Source organism: Pseudomonas sp. LS_2, assembly GCF_042709235.1.
Lineage (GTDB): Bacteria > Pseudomonadota > Gammaproteobacteria > Pseudomonadales > Pseudomonadaceae > Aquipseudomonas.
On sequence record NZ_JAVAYC010000016.1, the window covers coordinates 49,176 to 66,658 of the forward strand.

General features: G+C 64.3%; 19 protein-coding genes. 11 read left to right on the plus strand and 8 right to left on the minus strand.

Going from position 1 to position 17,483, the window contains the following annotated elements:
• The first annotated feature begins 2 nt into the window (after positions 1–2).
• Both RAC97_RS15900 and RAC97_RS15905 read left to right on the plus strand, forming a co-directional pair.
• Positions 3–713 carry a DUF3108 domain-containing protein gene (locus RAC97_RS15900; RefSeq protein WP_375100264.1) on the plus strand — a complete coding sequence of 237 codons (711 nt, stop codon included), beginning with the start codon at positions 3–5 and terminating at the stop codon, positions 711–713.
• Between the two features lie 305 nt (positions 714–1,018).
• Positions 1,019–1,201 (plus strand): hypothetical protein, encoded by a 183-nt coding sequence (locus RAC97_RS15905; RefSeq protein WP_375100265.1) that lies wholly within the window; start codon positions 1,019–1,021, stop codon positions 1,199–1,201.
• 45 nt (positions 1,202–1,246) lie between these two features.
• Here the strand turns inward: RAC97_RS15905 and RAC97_RS15910 are convergent, their stop codons facing one another.
• The 5 genes from RAC97_RS15910 to cysM all read right to left on the minus strand — a co-directional run bounded on the left by RAC97_RS15910 (position 1,247) and on the right by cysM (position 7,341).
• A complete protein-coding gene (locus tag RAC97_RS15910) occupies positions 1,247–1,786 on the minus strand; it encodes a DUF2058 domain-containing protein (protein ID WP_375100266.1) in 540 nt (179 codons plus the stop codon).
• 27 nt (positions 1,787–1,813) lie between these two features.
• The gene (mazG, locus tag RAC97_RS15915; RefSeq protein WP_375100267.1) at positions 1,814–2,647 is read right to left on the minus strand and encodes a nucleoside triphosphate pyrophosphohydrolase; all 834 of its coding nucleotides are present in this window, start codon (positions 2,645–2,647) and stop codon (positions 1,814–1,816) included.
• 102 nt (positions 2,648–2,749) lie between these two features.
• Complete coding sequence (gene relA / locus RAC97_RS15920) at positions 2,750–4,987, minus strand: GTP diphosphokinase (RefSeq protein ID WP_375100268.1); 2,238 nt, start codon at positions 4,985–4,987, stop codon at positions 2,750–2,752.
• A gap of 96 nt (positions 4,988–5,083) precedes the next feature.
• Positions 5,084–6,442 (minus strand): 23S rRNA (uracil(1939)-C(5))-methyltransferase RlmD, encoded by a 1,359-nt coding sequence (gene rlmD / locus RAC97_RS15925; RefSeq protein ID WP_375100269.1) that lies wholly within the window; start codon positions 6,440–6,442, stop codon positions 5,084–5,086.
• Positions 6,442–7,341, minus strand: coding sequence for a cysteine synthase CysM (gene cysM, locus RAC97_RS15930; RefSeq protein WP_375100270.1), 900 nt, complete (start codon positions 7,339–7,341; stop codon positions 6,442–6,444). Before cysM ends, rlmD begins: the two co-directional genes overlap by 1 nt.
• A 215-nt stretch (positions 7,342–7,556) precedes the next feature.
• Between cysM and RAC97_RS15935 the strand changes: the two genes are divergently transcribed.
• From RAC97_RS15935 to RAC97_RS15950, 4 genes are all read left to right on the plus strand, one after another.
• Positions 7,557–10,313, plus strand: coding sequence for a response regulator (locus tag RAC97_RS15935; RefSeq protein ID WP_375100271.1), 2,757 nt, complete (start codon positions 7,557–7,559; stop codon positions 10,311–10,313).
• A 151-nt stretch (positions 10,314–10,464) separates the two neighbouring features.
• A complete protein-coding gene (locus RAC97_RS15940; RefSeq protein ID WP_375100272.1) occupies positions 10,465–11,454 on the plus strand; it encodes a 2-hydroxyacid dehydrogenase in 990 nt (329 codons plus the stop codon).
• 25 nt (positions 11,455–11,479) lie between these two features.
• Complete coding sequence (locus tag RAC97_RS15945) at positions 11,480–11,917, plus strand: hypothetical protein (protein ID WP_375100273.1); 438 nt, start codon at positions 11,480–11,482, stop codon at positions 11,915–11,917.
• Entirely contained in the window at positions 11,914–12,318 is a 405-nt protein-coding gene (locus tag RAC97_RS15950) for an META domain-containing protein (RefSeq protein ID WP_375100274.1), read from the plus strand. Before RAC97_RS15945 ends, RAC97_RS15950 begins: the two co-directional genes overlap by 4 nt.
• A gap of 38 nt (positions 12,319–12,356) precedes the next feature.
• Here RAC97_RS15950 and RAC97_RS15955 read toward each other — a convergent pair whose 3' ends face one another.
• Positions 12,357–12,824, minus strand: a complete 468-nt coding sequence (locus RAC97_RS15955) for a TlpA disulfide reductase family protein (RefSeq protein ID WP_375100275.1) — start codon at positions 12,822–12,824, stop codon at positions 12,357–12,359.
• Positions 12,825–12,909: 85 nt separating this feature from the next.
• Here RAC97_RS15955 and arsC point away from each other — a divergent pair, with 85 nt between their 5' ends.
• The 3 genes from arsC to RAC97_RS15970 are packed head-to-tail and all read left to right on the plus strand — an operon-like array spanning position 12,910 to position 14,265.
• Complete coding sequence (gene arsC, locus RAC97_RS15960; protein ID WP_375100276.1) at positions 12,910–13,263, plus strand: arsenate reductase (glutaredoxin); 354 nt, start codon at positions 12,910–12,912, stop codon at positions 13,261–13,263.
• Positions 13,260–13,865 (plus strand): NAD(P)H:quinone oxidoreductase, encoded by a 606-nt coding sequence (gene wrbA / locus RAC97_RS15965; RefSeq protein ID WP_375100277.1) that lies wholly within the window; start codon positions 13,260–13,262, stop codon positions 13,863–13,865. The genes arsC and wrbA overlap by 4 nt, the downstream gene beginning before the upstream one ends.
• Positions 13,858–14,265 carry a DUF2069 domain-containing protein gene (locus RAC97_RS15970; protein WP_375100278.1) on the plus strand — a complete coding sequence of 136 codons (408 nt, stop codon included), beginning with the start codon at positions 13,858–13,860 and terminating at the stop codon, positions 14,263–14,265. The genes wrbA and RAC97_RS15970 overlap by 8 nt, the downstream gene beginning before the upstream one ends.
• A gap of 120 nt (positions 14,266–14,385) precedes the next feature.
• Here the strand turns inward: RAC97_RS15970 and RAC97_RS15975 are convergent, their stop codons facing one another.
• Together RAC97_RS15975 and ttcA are read right to left on the minus strand one after the other, a co-directional pair.
• On the minus strand, positions 14,386–15,057 hold the full coding sequence (locus RAC97_RS15975) for a DNA-3-methyladenine glycosylase I (protein ID WP_375100279.1): 672 nt from the start codon (positions 15,055–15,057) through the stop codon (positions 14,386–14,388).
• Positions 15,058–15,060: 3 nt separating this feature from the next.
• Positions 15,061–15,885: a tRNA 2-thiocytidine(32) synthetase TtcA gene (gene ttcA / locus RAC97_RS15980; protein ID WP_375100280.1), complete on the minus strand. Its 825-nt coding sequence runs from the start codon at positions 15,883–15,885 to the stop codon at positions 15,061–15,063.
• Between the two features lie 252 nt (positions 15,886–16,137).
• Between ttcA and RAC97_RS15985 the strand changes: the two genes are divergently transcribed.
• Positions 16,138–16,737 carry a Yip1 family protein gene (locus RAC97_RS15985; RefSeq protein WP_375100281.1) on the plus strand — a complete coding sequence of 200 codons (600 nt, stop codon included), beginning with the start codon at positions 16,138–16,140 and terminating at the stop codon, positions 16,735–16,737.
• Positions 16,738–16,880: 143 nt separating this feature from the next.
• Positions 16,881–17,375 carry a SprT family zinc-dependent metalloprotease gene (locus tag RAC97_RS15990; RefSeq protein ID WP_375100282.1) on the plus strand — a complete coding sequence of 165 codons (495 nt, stop codon included), beginning with the start codon at positions 16,881–16,883 and terminating at the stop codon, positions 17,373–17,375.
• Positions 17,376–17,483: the final 108 nt, after the last annotated feature.

Sequence of the window (17,483 nt, forward strand, 5' to 3'; positions counted from 1 at the left end):
TTATGCGTCGCGCCCTGCTCTTGGCTCTCGCCGTGCTCGCCCTGCCCCTCCAGGCAGCTGACCTGAAACCCTTCTCGGCCAGCTATACCGCGGACTGGAAACAGCTGCCCATGAGCGGCACCGCCGAGCGCAGCCTGGAAAAGAACGCCAACGGTACCTGGAGCCTGAACTTCAAGGCCTCCATGATGATCGCCAGCCTGACCGAGCAAAGCACCCTGCGCATGGACAAGGACACCTTGCAACCACAGAGCTACCACTTCGAGCGTGGCGGCCTGGGCAAGGCAAAGAAGGTCGACCTGAGCTTCGATTGGGCCAGCAAGAAGGTCACCGGCAGCGACCGCGGCGACGCCGTCGACCTGCCGCTGAACCGCGGCGTATTGGACAAGTCGTCCTACCAGCTGGCGTTGCAGCATGACGTGGCTGCCGGCAAGAAGAGCATGACCTACCAGGTGGTCGACGGTGACGAGATCGACACCTATGACTTCCGCGTGCTCGGTACCGAGAAAGTAGCCACCAAGACCGGCCAGGTCGAGGCCATCAAGGTCGAGCGTGTCCGCGACCCGAGCCAGAGCAAGCGCATCACCGAGCTGTGGTTCGCCAAGGACTGGGATTACCTGTTGGTGCAACTGCGCCAGGTCGAGACTGACGGCAAGGAATACGTGATCGTGCTGCAAGAGGGTACGGTCGATGGCAAGGCGGTGAAGGGTAGCTGAACCTCCCTTGCCCAACCTCGAAGCCCCGCCATGTGCGGGGCTTCTTTTTTCCCGGGGTAGTGTCGGCCTGCAACGACCGGCGCAATCTCTGAAGGAGCGTATCCGCCCGCGAATCAGCCCCGCAGTGAATGGCCAGCGCTCTGCCCTGGTTCGCGGGCAAGCCCGCTTCCACAGGGGGAGGCGTTGTGCTCGCCGTTTGATGAACATTGTTTCATGGCGGTTTTACTTACTTAGCCTGCTAACAAACTCTATAAATGAGTTGTGCGACACAGTGTCGCAGCCAACTCAAGCAGTGGAGTTTACCGATGACTGTCCAAGTAACCGAACGCGACGAATCGAAAATGTCCCACGAAGGCCTGGCCGCTGGCGTGCGGATCTGGGACGTTTACCAGCAAGGCCAACTGGTCGGCATGTTCCATGAAGAACACCAGGCCCAGCAGTACCGCCTGGAGTTGGAGCAGCAGGAAAACCAGCGCAGTGCCCAGTAACAACGGCTTGAAGAAAAAACCCCGCCTAGGCGGGGTTTTCGTTTTTCACCACATCAAGTCGTCAGGAATCTTGTAGGCCGCGTACGGATCGTCCTCGTCCGTCTCTTCCACATGGGTATTGAGCAGCAGGATGCGCTTGGGGTCGCGCTCCTGGATCTTCACCGCCGCTTCGCGTGGAATCACTTCGTAGCCACCGCCATGGGCGACGATCGCCAGCGAGCCGCTACTGAGCTTGCTGCGCATCAGGGCGTTGACGGCGATGCGCTTGACCTTCTTGTCGTCGACGAAGTTGTAGTAGTCCTCGGTGGTGAGCTTGGGCAGGCGGGTGGCTTCGATCAGCTGCTTGACCTGCGCGGCGCGCGCCTTCTGCTCGGCTTTTTCCTGGACCTGGCGGTTCAGCTCCTGGTCTTTCCTGGCCTTGTCGGCCATGGCTTCCTTGGCCAGGCGCCGCTGGCTGTCGTCAACCTCGACCTGGCCCTTGTGTTCCAGGCGTTTTTGTTTCTTCTCGGCTTTGTTGGTCTGGGAGACCTGCTTCTGGTTGACCAGACCGGCCTTGAGCAATTGATCGCGAAGGGAAAGGCTCATTAGGTGTTCACTCACTTATGCATCGGCTCAGCCGCAGCTGGGCAGGTTCTTTTCCTGACGCTTGGCTTCGCCCCAAAGGGCATCCAGCTCGTCAAGGTTACAATTCTCGATCGGTCGGCCGCTGTCGCGCAATGCCTGTTCGATAAAGCGGAAACGTCGCTCGAACTTGCGGTTGGCGCGGCGCAGGGCGTTTTCCGGGTCTTGCTTGAGGTGTCGGGCCAGGTTGACGGCGGCGAACAGCAGGTCGCCTACTTCATCCTCCAGCGCGTCAGTATCGCCATCGGCCATGGCTTGCAGCACTTCGTCGAGCTCTTCGCGGACCTTGTCCAGCACCGGCAGCGCCTCGGGCCAGTCGAAACCGACCGTGGCAGCGCGCTTTTGCAGCTTGGCCGCGCGTGACAGTGCAGGCAAGGCGGCGGGCACATCGTCGAGCAACGATAGCTGCTCGGGGGTGCTTTTCTCGGCGCGTTCCTCGGCCTTGATCTCTTCCCAGCGCGACTTTACCTGGGCCTCGCTCAGGCTTGGGGTGTCGAGTGGTGCGTAGAGATCGCCCGTGGGGAACACATGGGGGTGGCGGCGGATCAGCTTGCGGGTGATCGAGTCGACCACGCCGTCGAAGGCGAAGCGCCCTTCTTCACGGGCCAGCTGGCTGTAGTAGACCACTTGGAACAACAAGTCGCCGAGCTCGCCTTGCAGGTGCTCGAAATCGCCGCGTTCGATGGTGTCGGCGACTTCGTAGGCTTCCTCGATGGTGTGCGGGACGATGCTGGCGTAATCCTGCTGCAGGTCCCAGGGGCAGCCGTGCCTGGGGTCGCGCAGACGGGCCATCAGGTGTAGCAGGTCGTCGAGGGTGTAGGTCATGGCAGGTCCTTTGGTGCAGACCCCTTCGCGGGCAAGGCCGCTCCTACAGGCTAGTCGCAGACCTGTAGGAGCGGGCTTGCCCGCGAAGAAGGCGACGCAGTCTCAAGGCGTACGGTTACGCCGCGTCTCGATGATGTTCGGCAACTGCGAGATGCGCCCCAGCAAGCGCCCCAGCGCATCCAGGCCGGGAATCTCGATGGTCAGCGACATCAGCGCGGTGTTGTCTTCCTTGTTCGAACGCGTGTTCACCGCCAGCACGTTGATCTTCTCGTTGAGCAGCACCTGCGATACATCGCGTAGCAGGCCCGGGCGGTCGTAGGCGCGGATGACGATGTCGACCGGATAGGTCTGCACCGGGATCGGCCCCCAGCTCACCTGGATCATCCGCTCAGGCTCCTTGCCCGCCAGTTGCAGCACCGAGGCACAGTCCTGGCGGTGAATGCTCACGCCGCGGCCCTGGGTGATGTAGCCGACGATGGCATCGCCGGGCAGTGGCTGGCAGCAGCCAGCCATCTGGGTCAACAGGTTGCCCACCCCCTGGATCTGGATATCGCCGCGCTTGCCCGCCCGAATGCCACGGGCCTGGCGCGGAACCAGCTCGGGCTCCAGGCGCTCGGGCTCGAGCAGTTGCTGGGCCGCGTTGACCATGTGCGCCAGGCGCAGGTCGCCGGCCCCGAGGGCGGCAAACATGTCTTCGGCGGTCTTCACGTTGGCCTTCTCGGCCAGGCGCTCGAAGTCCACCTGCGGCAGGCCCAGGCGGCTCAGCTCGCGCTCGATCAGGGTCTTGCCGGCGGCGACGTTCTGGTCGCGCGCCTGCAGCTTGAACCAGTGGACGATCTTCGCCCGCGCCCGCGAAGTGGTGACGTAGCCCAGGTTGGAGTTCAGCCAGTCGCGGCTAGGGTTGCCGTGCTTGCTGGTGATGATCTCCACCTGCTCGCCAGTCTGCAGGCTGTAGTTCAGCGGCACGATGCGCCCGTTGATCTTGGCGCCGCGGCAGTTGTGACCGATCTCGGTGTGCACGCGGTAGGCGAAGTCCAGCGGCGTGGCGCCCTTGGGCAGGTCGATGGCGTGGCCGTCGGGGGTGAACACATAGACCCGGTCCGGCTCGATATCGACCCGCAACTGCTCGGCCAGGCCGCCGATGTCGCCCAGCTCCTCGTGCCACTCCAACACCTGGCGCAGCCAGGAGATCTTCTCTTCGTAGTGGTTGGAGCTGGACTTGACGTCGGTGCCTTTGTAGCGCCAGTGGGCGCAAACCCCCAGCTCGGCCTCCTCGTGCATGCCGTGGGTACGGATCTGTACCTCCAGCACCTTGCCCTCCGGGCCGATCACCGCGGTGTGCAGCGAGCGGTAGCCGTTCTCCTTGGGGTTGGCGATGTAGTCGTCGAACTCCTTGGGAATGTGCCGCCACAGGGTATGCACGATGCCGAGCGCGGTATAGCAGTCGCGAATTTCCGGCACCAGCACGCGCACCGCGCGCACGTCATAGATCTGGCTGAACTCCAGGCCCTTGCGCTGCATCTTGCGCCAGATCGAATAGATGTGTTTCGCCCGGCCGCTGATGTCGGCGTTCACGCCGGTGGCCAGCAGCTCGTTCTGCAACTGGTTCATCACGTCGCTGATGAAGCGCTCGCGGTCGAGCCGGCGCTCGTGCAACAGCTTGGCGATCTGCTTGTACTGGTCGGGCTCCAGGTAGCGGAAGGACAGGTCTTCCAGCTCCCACTTGATATGGCCTATCCCCAAGCGGTGGGCCAGCGGCGCATAGATGTCGAACACCTCGCGGGCCACGCGCATGCGTTTTTCGTCATCGGCAGCCTTGACCGCACGGATGGCGCACGTACGTTCGGCCAGCTTGATCAGTGCCACGCGCACGTCATCGACCATGGCCACGAGCATCTTGCGCAGGTTCTCGACCTGCGCCTGGGAGCCGAGTACCAGCGACTGGCGCGGGCTGAGGCTGGCGCTGATGGCAGCCATGCGCAGCACCCCGTCGATCAGCTTGGAGACGACCGGGCCAAAGCGTTGGCCGACCTCGGCCAGGGTGACCTTGCCTTCGCGAACCGAGCGATAGATCACGGCGGCGACCAGCGAGTCCTGGTCGAGCTTGAGGTCAGCGAGGATTTCAGCGATTTCCAGGCCTGCCTGGAAGCTGGACGTACCGTCGGCCCAGGAATGCTTGGCCGGGTTGCCCTTCTTCTCGACTTCCTGGGCGAACTCGCAGGCCTCCTTGAGGGCCGTGCGATCGAGCGCCGAATCGACGCTTACCACATGATCCAGCCATGCATCGAGATTGATACTGCCGTCGGTGTTGACCGGCTGGTGCACTCTCACCTGTACCATGTTTCCTATACCTTTCCATACAGCACGCCACGCGGACGCACTGGCAATCAAACGTGCTGCCCCCTTTCCATGGGAGCCGCACCAAGAGGGCTGCGATCAGCCCACCTCGAATAACGCCATGGCCTCGACATGCGCCGTCTGAGGAAACATGTCGAGAATCCCGGCCCTTTTTAACCGGTAACCCTGCTCGACCAGCACCTGCGCATCTCGCGCCAGCGTGGCCGGGTTGCACGATACATAGACCAACCGCTTCGCCCCGAGTCGGGCGATGCCCTGCACCACTTCGAAGGCGCCATCGCGCGGTGGGTCCAAGAGTACCGCAGAAAAGCCTTCCTCGGCCCACTCGGCAGCCGCCAAAGGCTGCGATAAATCGGCCTGAAAAAACCGAGCGTTATGCACCTCGTTGTCACGGGCATTGGCAGCGGCGCGCTCGACCATCGCCTGCACGCCTTCCACCGCCACCACTTCGCGAGCCTGGCGTGCCAGCGGCAGGGCGAAGTTGCCCAGGCCGCAGAACAGGTCCAGTACCCGCTCATCCGCTTGCGGTGCCAACCAGGCCAACGCCTGTTCGATCATCGCAGTATTCACCTGGGCGTTGACCTGGACGAAGTCGCCCGGTCGCCAGGCAAGTTCCAGCCCCCACGGGGCCAGAGCGAAGCCCAGTTGCGCGCCGGCCTCGAGCGGTGCCGGCTCACCCTCGCCCTGCAGCCACAGCTGGGCACCGGCCTGCTCGCAGAACGCCTGCAAGCGCGCCAGGTCCTCGCTGGGCAGCGGTGCGACATGCCGCAGCAGCACAGCCTCGGCACTGCCACTGAACAACTCCACGTGCCCCAGCGCCTGCGGTTTGTCCAAGCTGCGCAGCACGGTCGGCAAGTGGCGCATGATCGTTTGCAAGGGCTGTACCAGCACCGCGCAATCGTCGATGGCAACGATGTCCTGGCTGGCCTCGGCACGGAAACCGACGTGCAATTGACGCGCCTTGGCATCCCAGCGCACGGCCACCCGCGCCCGGCGCCGGTAGCCGAATTCCGGACCGGCCAAGGGCGCAGCCCATGCCTCAGGTTGGACATTGGCGACGCGCTGCAGTTGCTCGGCGAGGGTGCGTTGCTTGAGCGCCAATTGGCCGTCGTGCGGTAGATGTTGCAGGTTGCAGCCGCCGCATCGGGCATAGTGCCGGCAAGGCGCCTCGCGGCGCTCAGGGCTGGCTTGCAGCACACGCTCCAGACGCGCCTCGACCACCTTGCCACGGGCATTGAGCACCCGCGCCTCGACCGCCTCGCCTGCCAGGGCACCGCTGACGAACCAGGTGCGTCCCTCGAGGAAGGCGATGCCCCGGCCATCCCCGGCCAGGCGCTCGATAGCCAGTTTCTGTTTCTTGCCGACCGGGACCTGGGCCGTGCGCTCGCCGCCTGCAGGCTGGAAGCGCAAGCCGCCGCTGCTTTTCTTCCTGGACATCAGTTTGCGTCGAACAGGCCGGTGGACAGGTAGCGGTCGCCGCGGTCGCAGATGATTGCCACCATCACCGCGTTTTCCACTTCCTGCGACAGGCGCAGCATGGCCGCCACCGCACCGCCAGAGGACACACCACAGAAAATGCCCTCTTCGCGGGCAAGCCGGCGCATGGTTTCCTCGGCTTGCTGCTGGGACATGTCGACCACCCGGTCTACGCGTGTGGCGTCGAAGATTTTCGGCAGGTACTCCTGCGGCCAGCGGCGGATGCCGGGAATGGCCGAGCCTTCCATCGGTTGCAGGCCGACGATCTGCACCGCCGGGTTCTGTTCCTTGAGGTACTGCGAGCAGCCCATGATGGTACCGGTGGTGCCCATGGAACTGACGAAATGGGTGATGCTGCCCTGGGTCTGTTGCCAGATTTCCGGGCCGGTGCTGTTGTAGTGGGCGATAGGGTTGTCGCCATTGGCGAACTGGTCGAGCACCAGGCCACGGCCTTCGGCCTGCAGCTTCTCGGCAAGGTCCCGGGCCCCTTCCATGCCCTCTTCCTTGGTCACCAGGATCAGCTCGGCGCCATAGGCGGTCATGGCGGCCTTGCGCTCGGCGGTGGAGTTGTCCGGCATGATCAGGATCATCTTGTAGCCCTTGATCGCCGCCGCCATCGCCAGGGCGATACCGGTGTTGCCGGAGGTAGCCTCGATCAGCGTGTCGCCGGGCTTGATCTGACCGCGCAGCTCGGCGCGGGTGATCATCGACAAGGCCGGGCGGTCCTTCACCGAACCCGCCGGGTTGTTGCCTTCGAGCTTGAGCAGCAGGGTATTGCTGGTCTGCCCGGCAATGCGTTGCAGGCGAACCAGGGGCGTGTTGCCGACGCAATCGGCGATGGTGGGGTACTGCATGGTCATGGCGTATTTCGCAATCCGGACGGCAGGGGCGCCTATCATACCGGCAAACCTTTCCTGGCCATATCACGCAATCTGTAGTGCCTATAGCTACAAGCTATATAGCGACTTCGGCAAGGCCGTGGCACAAAAAAGTGCATTGAGCCCACGACCGGGGTAACGTTCGCCGAGCGTGACGCCACAGGCGGCCACAACCATGCACATGACAGGAGACCAGTGTGCTCGATCGTTTGGGAATACGCAGCCGGGTGCTGCTGCTGGCCCTTTTGCCCGCTGGCCTGATGGCGCTGGTGCTGGGCAGCTATTTCACCTGGCTGCAACAGAACGAGTTACGCACCCAGTTGCTGCAACGCGGCAAGATGATCGCCGAGCAACTGGCGCCCCTGGCCGCCCCGGCCCTGGCCAAGCTCGCGCCGGAACACCTTGAGCGCATCGCTTCCCAGGCTCTGGAACAGGCCGATGTGCGCGCAGTGGCCTTTCTGGCTCCCGACCGCTCGCGCCTGGCCCACGCCGGCCCAAGCATGCTAAACCCGCCGCCCACCGGCGGCGGCACCACCGAACTGCTGCAACGCACCGGCAATGACGCCACCCGCTACCTGATGCCGGTGTTCGGTCACCACCGCGACCTGGCCGGCAACGCCGTGCCGGCCGAAGCCGAGCGCCTGCTGGGTTGGCTGGAAATCGAGCTGTCCCACGACGGCACCTTGCTGCGCGGCTACCGTAACCTGTTCACCAGCCTGGTGCTGATCTTCGTCTGCCTGAGCCTCACTACCCTGCTCGCGTTGCGCATGAGCCGCGCGATCAACGGCCCGATCGGGCGGATCAAGGATGCGGTCAACCAGCTCAAGGACGGCAACCTGGAAGAGCGCCTGCCGACCATGGGCAGCTATGAGCTGGACGAACTGGCCGGCGGCATCAACCGCATGGCCGAAACCCTGCACAATGCCCACGAAGAACTGCAACACAGTATCGACCAGGCCACCGAAGACGTGCGCCAGAACCTGGAAACCATCGAAATCCAGAATATCGAGCTGGACATGGCGCGCAAGGAGGCCCTGGAGGCCAGCCGGATCAAGTCCGAGTTCCTGGCCAACATGAGCCACGAGATCCGCACGCCGCTCAATGGCATCCTCGGCTTCACCCACCTGCTGCAAAAGAGCGAGCTCACCCCGCGCCAGCTCGACTACTTGGGCACCATCGAGAAGTCCGCCGACAACCTACTGGGGATCATCAACGAGATCCTCGATTTCTCCAAGATCGAGGCCGGCAAGCTGGTGCTCGACAGCATCCCGTTCAACCTGCGCGACTTGATCCAGGACACCCTGACCATCCTCGCCCCGGCCGCCCACGCCAAGCAGCTCGAGCTGGTCAGCCTGGTGTACCGCGACACCCCGCTGTCGCTGGTGGGCGACCCGCTGCGGCTCAAGCAGATCCTCACCAACCTGGTGAGCAACGCGATCAAGTTCACCCGCGAAGGCACCATCGTCGTGCGCGCCATGGTCGAGGACGAGCACGACGACACCGCGCAACTGCGCATCAGCGTGCAGGACACCGGCATCGGCCTGTCGCAGCAGGACGTGCGCACGCTGTTCCAGGCCTTCAGCCAGGCCGACAACTCGCTGTCGCGCCAACCCGGCGGCACCGGCCTGGGCCTGGTGATTTCCAAGCGCCTGATCGAGCAGATGGGCGGCGAGATAGGCGTGGACAGCACACCGGGCGAGGGCTCGCAGTTCTGGATCAACCTCAGCCTGCCCAAGGCCCACGACGACGGCGAGGAGCTGCCGCTGCAACCTCTGCTGGGGCGCCGCGCGGCGGTCGTCGATGGCCATGAACTGGCGCGCCAGGCCCTCGAGCACCAGCTGGAGGACTGCGGTCTGAGCGTCAGCCTGTTCGCCTCGTTCGAGCAACTGGTGCAGGGCGTGCAGGCTGCCAGCCAGGCTGGCCAGCCGTTCGAGTTCGCCTTGCTCTGCGCCAACCTGGGCAACCTTGCACCCGAGCAGTTGGCGCATTACCACCAGCAGCTCGAACACCTCGGCTGCCAATGCGTGGTGCTGTGCCCGACTACCGAACAGGCGCTGTACCACCCGTACCTGCCCAACGCCCATGGCCACTTGATGTCCAAGCCGACCTGCACGCGCAAGCTGCGCCGCCTGCTGGTGGAGCTGGTGCAACCCAGCCGCCACGGCAGCGAGCCCCGGGCGGGCAACCGCCACGCGGTGCCCAAAGTGCTGTGCGTGGATGACAACCCCGCCAACCTGCTGCTGGTCAAGACCCTGCTCGAGGACATGGGTGCCGAGGTGCGGGCGGTGGACAACGGTTATGCCGCCGTACAAGCGGTGCAGGACGAGGCCTACGACCTGGTGCTGATGGACGTGCAGATGCCGGGCATGGATGGCCGCGCCTGTACCGAGCAGATCCGCCGCTGGGAGAGCAGCCAGAGCGGCCAACCCTTGCCCATCGTGGCCTTGACCGCGCACGCCATGGCCAATGAGAAGCGCGCCTTGCTGCACAGCGGCATGGACGACTACCTGACCAAGCCGATCAGCGAACGCCAGCTGGCCCAGGTCTTGATGAAGTGGACCGGCCTGAGCCTGGGCGCCGAACCCCAGGAGCGCAGCGACGAACGCTTGCCGGACGATCACGAACTGAAGGTGCTCGACCCCGAGGAAGGCCTGCGTCTGGCAGCGGGCAAGGCGGACCTGGCGGCCGACATGCTGGCGATGCTGCTGGCCTCGCTCGAGCGGGACCGCGAGGCCATCCGATCGGCGCGGGATGCGGGCGATCGCGAGGCGATGATCGAGCAGGTGCATCGGCTCAACGGTGCCTCGCGCTACTGCGGCGTGCCGCAATTGCGGGCTGCCTGCCAGCGCAGCGAAACCTTGCTCAAGCAGGACAACCCCCAGGCCCTGCAGGCGCTCGAGGAGCTGGATCGGGCCATCAGCCGGCTGGCGGCGCAGGCGCACCTGAGCGCTTGAACCGCGCGGGTTTCTTCGCCGACAAGCCCGCTCCTGCACGGGCGCCGCAAATCCTGCGGCAGCGGGCTTGCCCGCGAAGAGGCCGACACAGGTCAACACCGGTCTGCCAGGGCTGTCTAAACTGCCCCTTCCCAGCCCGAGGAGCCCGACCATGCGCGTCCTGTTGTTCAGCAGCCAGCACTACGACCAGGAAAGCTTCAGCCAGGCGGCCAACGGCAGCGCCCTGGAGCTGCATTTCCAACCCGCCCGCCTGACCCTCGACACCTCGCCCCTGGCCCAGGGCTTCGAGGTGGTCTGCGCGTTCATCAACGACGAACTCGACGCCCAGGTGCTGCAGCGCCTGGCCAGCGGCGGCACGCGCCTGGTCGCGCTGCGCTCGGCCGGCTACAACCATGTCGACCTGGACGCCGCGACACGCCTGGGGCTGACCGTGGTGCGCGTACCGGCCTATTCGCCGCATGCCGTGGCCGAACACGCCGTGGCGCTGATCCTGGCGCTCAACCGGCGCTTGCACCGGGCCTACAACCGCACCCGCGAAGGCGACTTCACCCTGCACGGCCTGACCGGCTTCGACCTGCACGGCAAGACCGTCGGGGTGGTCGGCACCGGGCAGATCGGCGCCGCCTTCGCCCGTATCATGGCCGGTTTCGGCTGCCAGTTGCTGGCCTACGACCCTGTTCCCAACCCCGAGCTGCTGGCCCTCGGCGCCCTCTACCTGGAACTGCCCGAGCTGTTGCGCCGCTCGCACATCGTCAGCCTGCATTGCCCACTGAACGAGCACACCCGCCACCTTATCAATGCCCAGAGCCTTGCGCAGTTGCAGCACGGCGCGATGCTGATCAACACCGGACGCGGCGCACTGGTCGACACCCCGGCGCTCATCGATGCGCTCAAGAGCGGCCAGCTGGGGTACCTGGGGCTGGATGTCTATGAAGAGGAAGCACAGCTGTTCTTCGAGGACCGCTCCGACCTGCCACTGCAAGACGACGTGCTGGCGCGACTGCTGACCTTCCCCAACGTGATCGTCACCGCGCACCAGGCGTTCCTGACCCACGAGGCCCTGCACGCCATCGCCAGTACCACCCTGGAAAACATCGTCCACTGGGCGGCAGGCAATGCGCAGAACCGGGTAACAGGCTAGGATACGCGGCATTTCTGGAGGACCCATGGTCGAGCACGATTTCCGCTACACCCTATTCAACCCGCAACACACTCTGATCGAATGCCGCGCGCTGGTGCCGGGGCGCTACCAGGTGACCGGTAACGGCGGCTCGATCCAGAAAGGCGATGTCCTGCTGGTGACGCTCAAGGGCAGCAAGGATTTGTCCATGCGCCTGAGCGTCGACACCGTACGCCACCTGATCAACCCGCGCGGCCAGTGGGTCGCGGTGGCCAGCGGGCCGGTGTTCAACGAGCTGGAAATCCTCACCTGGAAGGTCAAGTGCGACGCCTGCGAGGCAGCGCTCGAGTTCGAGTTCGCCGTGGATGCCAAGCTGGGCAAGAAGGGTCATCAACCGGCCGCCAGCGCGCGCATCGTCGAGCTGGGCTGGGTCAACGAAAACGGGCGCCACCTGTGCCCCGCCTGCCAGGGAAGTGCGCAGTGAAAACGCTGTTGACTGTCGCGCTGGCCGCCAGCGCCCTGCTCGGCTGTGCTGCCGAGCCCATGAAACTGCAACAGGAACGCAGCTACGTGCTGGAGTGGATCGGCGAACACCCACTGATCGACTACAGCCACCTGACCCTGACCCTGGCCAACGATGGCCGTGCCTACGGCAATGCAGGCTGCAACCATTGGTTCGCCAGCTACACCCTGGAAGGTGACCGGCTGAGCTTCGGCAAGGTCGGCAAGACCCGCAAGCTGTGCGCGCCGGCGCTGATGGACCAGGAAAAGCGCTTCCTCCAGGCCCTGGAGACCGTGCAGCGCTGGGATGTATCGCCGATCGAGCAGGTACGCTTCTGGCCGGGTGAAGGCAAGCCACTGCGCTTCTGGCCTGAGGAAGGCTGACAAAATCGGGGCCGCTGCTTGGCGGCCCCGGCAGTGAGTCAGGCGCCGCCCTTGAGCGCCTTGATTTTGGCTTGCAGCCCTTCGAGGGTCTGCTCCCCCAGCAACTGCTCACGCACCTTGCCCTTGTCGTCGATGATGTAGGTCACCGGCAGCGCTTCGCTGCGTGGCAGTTCATACCGCTCGGCCGGGTCCTGGGCCAGCACGGTGAAATCGATGCCCAGGGCCTGCACCGCCTGCTTGAGCTCATCGCCCTGCAAGCCATCGAAGTTAACCCCCACCACCTTGATACCCTCGGCGCTCCACAGCTTGGCGGCCTCGTTGAGTTCAGGAATTTCCGTGCGGCACGGGCCACACCATTCTGCCCAGTAGTTGAGCACCAGCCAGTGCCCGTCGAGCTGCTCGGCCTTTACCGTGGTGCCGTGCTGGTCCACACCGTAGTCCGCACCGCAGCCGCCGAGCAACAAGCCTGCGGTGATGGCCAATGCCGCTGCCAAACGCCTTGCCATGGGTCAATCCTTCTAAGTTTTTCAAGCATTGAAGTCGATCGCTGTGGTTAGAATAGCCGCCACACCCAGCTGGATGCGACCCGTCATGACCGACCTGACCCTGTATCATAACCCGCGCTGCTCCAAATCCCGTGGCGCCCTGGAGCTTCTCGAAGCACGTGGCCTGGCGCCCACCGTGGTGCGCTACCTGGAAACCCCGCCGGATGCCGCTGCCCTCGAGGCCCTGCTCGGCAAGCTGGGCATCACGGCACGCCAACTGCTGCGCACCGGCGAAGACGAATACAAGGCACTGGAGCTGGCCAACCCGGCTCTCAGCGACGCACAGTTGATCGACGCCATGACCCGGCACCCCAAGCTCATCGAACGGCCGATCCTGGTCGTGGGTGACCAGGCGGTGATCGGCCGTCCACCGGAAAAAGTCCTGGAGATCCTGCCGTGAGCGATCCCTACATCCTGGTGCTGTACTACAGCCGCCACGGCTCGACCAGCGAGATGGCCCGGCACATTGCCCGCGGCGTCGAGATGGCCGGCCTGGAAGCACGCCTGCGCACCGTGCCGGCCATTTCCACCGAATGCGAAGCCGTGGCGCCGGACATCCCCGCCAGCGGGGCGCTGTACGCCACCCTCGACGACCTGCGCCACTGCGCCGGCATCGCCCTGGGCAGCCCGACCCGCTTCGGCAACATGGCCGCGCCATTGAAGTACTTCCTCGACGGCACCAGCAGCCTGTGGCTGGGCGGCGAGCTGGTGGGCAAGCCGGCGGCGGTGTTCACCTCCACCGCCAGCCTGCATGGCGGCCAGGAAACCACCCTGCTGTCGATGCTGCTGCCGTTGATGCACCACGGCATGCTGGTGCTGGGCCTGCCCTACAGCGAGTCGGCGTTGCTTGAAACCCGTGGCGGCGGCACGCCCTATGGCGCCAGCCACCACGCCGGGGCCGATGGCAAGCGCGAGCTCGACCCGCACGAAATCACCCTGTGCCGAGCACTGGGCCAACGCCTGGCGAACACCGCCAAGGCCTTGGGTGAACCGCGTGGCTAAAAAGCCCAAGGTGCTGCCGTCCCTCGACTGGCTGGCACCGCGCCTGCGAGTGACACGGGCGCTGGCCCTGGCCTGCTTCTTCGGCTTGATCGCCCTGCTGGCGGTGAACACCCTGTGGTTCGCCAACCTGCATGGCGCGCGGGTCGAAGTGATCCTGGCCATCGAACTGACCCCGCTGCTGCTGTTGCTGCCGGGCATGCTCAAAGGCAGCGCCAGGGCACATGCCTGGACCTGCTTCGTGGTGAACATCTATTTCATCAAGGGCGTGCTGGCGGCGTTCGACCCGAGCCGAGCACTGTTCGGCTGGGTCGAGGTGCTGGTGAGCCTGGGGTTGTTCGTCAGCGGGCTGCTGTATGTGCGCTGGAAGTTCCAGCATGAGCGGCGGTTGGCGGGGGAATAGGGCTGACGTTGGCGGTGCGGCCTTCGCGGGTAAACCCGCTCCCACAGGCTCTCCACTGCTCTCAAGATAAGTGGGAATCCTATGGGAGTGGGTTTACCCGCGAAGAGGGCACCGCAGATATCAATGGTTGACGGTATGCGCCAGCATTACCGACAGCTGGCACAGTGGCCTCCCGCTCTCGGCATGCCACTGGTTGAACGCCTGCTGCACCAACGCCAGGTCGCGCTGGCTGGTGGGCTGCTTGTCGATCACTTTCTGCGCGATCAACGCTGCCGCCATGTCGTCGGTAGGAATGAACGTATCCTTGCCGACCATGCGCAGGAAGCGCGGCGCCGACAGCCCGCCCAGCTGGTTGCCGTGTTTGGCCAGGTACTTCCATAGCCCGACGATATCGGTCACCGGCCAGTCGGCAATGAAGGCACCAAAACTGCCCTTCTCCTTCTGCACGTCGAGCACCATCTGTGCGTTGCGCGGCACGCTCTTGAGCTTGCCCAGGTGGCGGATAATGCGCTCGTCCTGCATCAGCCGCTCCAGGTGCTCGGCGCCCATCAGCACCACCTTTTCCGGGTCGAAGCCAAAGAACACCTGCTCGAACGCCGGCCACTTGGCGTCCACCAGGCTGTGCTTGAGGCCTGCGCGGAATACCCGCAGGGCCAGGGTCGACAGGTAGCGGTCGTCGCTGATGGCGCGCAACTGCGCGCACGTGCGCGGCTGCGGCAGGAAGGCTTCCAGCGCCTGAGCCGAGCCGAAGCGGTTCAGGCAGTACTCATGCAGCCACTGGTAGTCGCGCATGGGTCAGAGGTTCAGCACGTCGAGAAAACGCGGGGTGGCGTTCTCGTCGATCTTCAGGCTGGTGAAATCGAACAGGTTGCGGTCGGCCAGCTGCGACGGCGCCACGTTCTGCATGGCGCGGAAGATGCTTTCGGTGCGGCCTGGGTGCTTGCGCTCCCACTCTACCAGCATGTCCTTGACCACCTGGCGCTGCAGGTTTTCCTGCGAGCCGCACAGGTTGCAGGGGATGATCGGGAAGGCTTTCATGTCCGAATAGGCCTGGATGTCCTTCTCGCTGCAGTAGGCCAGCGGGCGGATCACCACGTTGCGGCCATCGTCGGCGCGCAGCTTCGGCGGCATGCCCTTGAGCGCGCCGTTGAAGAACATGTTGAGGAAGAAGGTCTCGACGATGTCGTCACGGTGGTGACCCAAGGCCATCTTGGTCGCACCGATTTCGTCGGCGAAGGTGTACAGGGTGCCACGGCGCAGGCGCGAGCACAGCGAGCAGGTGGTCTTGCCCTCGGGCACCAGTTCCTTGACCACCGAGTAGGTGTCCTTTTCGACGATGTGGTACTCGACGCCCAGTTCCTTCAGGTACGCCGGCAACACGTGCTCGGGGAAGCCGGGCTGCTTCTGGTCCATGTTCACCGCAACGATCTGGAAGCTGATCGGCGCCACCTTCTGCAGGTGCAGCAGAACATCGAGCATGGTGTAGCTGTCCTTGCCACCGGACAGGCAGACCATGATCTTGTCGCCATCCTCGATCATGTTGTAGTCGGCGATGGCTTCGCCGGCGAGGCGGCGCAGGCGTTTTTGCAGTTTGTTCTGGTTGACCGAAAGGGTGCCCATGGCGCTTGAATCCGCGAGGTGTGACAAAAGCCGGCTATTTTACGCACAAACCGAGCGTTGGCGTAGGCCATTCCGATAAAGAATCAAGGCCGCGCCTGACAGCGCGATTTGCTCTAAAAACCGCGTTTTATGCCGTAATCCGCTTTCTATACTGCGACATAAGGCCATATTACCGCTGCTTCGGTGTCCTGGCCTCGGGCCACAGGCGCTCCATTGGGGGGGCGTTTGGCAACGACGATAGGAGTGACCGGCATGATCCATCACGTTCTGGGGCTGTTTACCCATCCGGACCAGGAATGGAAGGAGATACGTGGCGAGGAAGAAAGCATCAGCCATATGTACCTGACCCATACCTTGATCCTGGCGGCGATCCCGGCGGTATCGGCGTTCATCGGCACCACCCAGGTCGGCTGGGTGATCGGCGATAGGCCTGCGGTAATGCTGACCATGGAAAGCGCGCTATGGATGAGCATCATGTCATACCTGGCGATGCTCGCCGGGGTGGCGGTGATGGGCGCCTTCATCCACTGGATGGCGCGCACCTACGACGCCAACCCGAGCATGGCGCAATGCATCGCCTTCGCCACCTACACGGCCACCCCGCTGTTCCTCGGCGGCCTGGCGGCACTTTACCCGCACCTGTGGCTGGGCATGCTGATCGGCACCGCTGCCATCTGCTACACCGTCTACCTGCTGTATGTGGGCCTGCCGACCTTCATGAACATTCCCACCGACGAAGGTTTTCTGTTTTCAAGCTCGGTGCTGGCGGTAGGGCTGGTGGTGCTGGTGGCGATCATGGCCGCCACCGTGATCATCTGGGGCCTGGGCGTGGGGCCTGTGTATACCAGCTGAGACTTCTACAACTAGATCCACCAACACTGGGCATCGAAGCCAGGGGCCGCCGCAAGGCGGCCTTTGACTGCCTGCTGACCAGCGGGCTCGGCAGGTGCCTGGTGCTTGCGGCATAATGCGCCGGCAAGGAGACCCGCCCCGCCATGCCCGAGCTGCTCAAGCAACGCGTCGAAACCTGTTACCAGCAAGCCGAAGACTTCTTCAAACGCCCCTTCGTCCGCCCCGAGGTCAGCTTCAAGCTGCGCGGCCAGAAGGCCGGCGTCGCGCACCTGCACGAGAACCTGCTGCGCTTCAACCTGCAGCTGTACCGCGAAAACCAGGAAGACTTCCTGCGCCAGACCGTGGCCCACGAAGTGGCGCACCTGGTCGCCCACCAATTGTTCGGCGAGCGTATCCAAGCCCATGGCGAGGAATGGCAGTTGATCATGCGCGGGGTGTACGAATTGCCGCCCAACCGCTGCCACAACTATGACGTGCAGCGTCGCGTGGTGACCCGCTACATCTACCGTTGCCCATGCCCGGACAGCGATTTCCCGTTTACCGCCCAGCGGCACAAGCTGGTGCGCCAGGGGCGACGCTACCTGTGCCGGCGCTGCCGGGAAATTCTGGTGTACAGCGGCGAGACCCGCGTCGAGTAACCCGCTCCCCCTGATAGTAGCGGGCTTGCCCGCGAGCCAGGTGCTGCGCTGTGCTTGAGAACGGCGGGATCCAACATAGCCCAAGACACAAAAAAGGCGACCCGAGGG

Excerpts from the sequence above, each read along its gene's own strand:
- RAC97_RS15985 (WP_375100281.1), top strand. The coding sequence starts at position 16,138 with ATGATCCATCACGTTCTGGGGCTGTTTACCCATCCGGACCAGGAATGG.
- cysM (WP_375100270.1), bottom strand. The coding sequence starts at position 7,341 with ATGACCATGCAGTACCCCACCATCGCCGATTGCGTCGGCAACACGCCC.
- RAC97_RS15940 (WP_375100272.1), top strand. The coding sequence starts at position 10,465 with ATGCGCGTCCTGTTGTTCAGCAGCCAGCACTACGACCAGGAAAGCTTC.
- RAC97_RS15945 (WP_375100273.1), top strand. The coding sequence starts at position 11,480 with ATGGTCGAGCACGATTTCCGCTACACCCTATTCAACCCGCAACACACT.
- relA (WP_375100268.1), bottom strand. The coding sequence starts at position 4,987 with ATGGTACAGGTGAGAGTGCACCAGCCGGTCAACACCGACGGCAGTATC.
- mazG (WP_375100267.1), bottom strand. The coding sequence starts at position 2,647 with ATGACCTACACCCTCGACGACCTGCTACACCTGATGGCCCGTCTGCGC.
- ttcA (WP_375100280.1), bottom strand. The coding sequence starts at position 15,885 with ATGGGCACCCTTTCGGTCAACCAGAACAAACTGCAAAAACGCCTGCGC.
- RAC97_RS15955 (WP_375100275.1), bottom strand. The coding sequence starts at position 12,824 with ATGGCAAGGCGTTTGGCAGCGGCATTGGCCATCACCGCAGGCTTGTTG.
- arsC (WP_375100276.1), top strand. The coding sequence starts at position 12,910 with ATGACCGACCTGACCCTGTATCATAACCCGCGCTGCTCCAAATCCCGT.
- RAC97_RS15905 (WP_375100265.1), top strand. The coding sequence starts at position 1,019 with ATGACTGTCCAAGTAACCGAACGCGACGAATCGAAAATGTCCCACGAA.
- RAC97_RS15900 (WP_375100264.1), top strand. The coding sequence starts at position 3 with ATGCGTCGCGCCCTGCTCTTGGCTCTCGCCGTGCTCGCCCTGCCCCTC.
- rlmD (WP_375100269.1), bottom strand. The coding sequence starts at position 6,442 with ATGTCCAGGAAGAAAAGCAGCGGCGGCTTGCGCTTCCAGCCTGCAGGC.
- RAC97_RS15910 (WP_375100266.1), bottom strand. The coding sequence starts at position 1,786 with ATGAGCCTTTCCCTTCGCGATCAATTGCTCAAGGCCGGTCTGGTCAAC.
- RAC97_RS15990 (WP_375100282.1), top strand. The coding sequence starts at position 16,881 with ATGCCCGAGCTGCTCAAGCAACGCGTCGAAACCTGTTACCAGCAAGCC.
- RAC97_RS15975 (WP_375100279.1), bottom strand. The coding sequence starts at position 15,057 with ATGCGCGACTACCAGTGGCTGCATGAGTACTGCCTGAACCGCTTCGGC.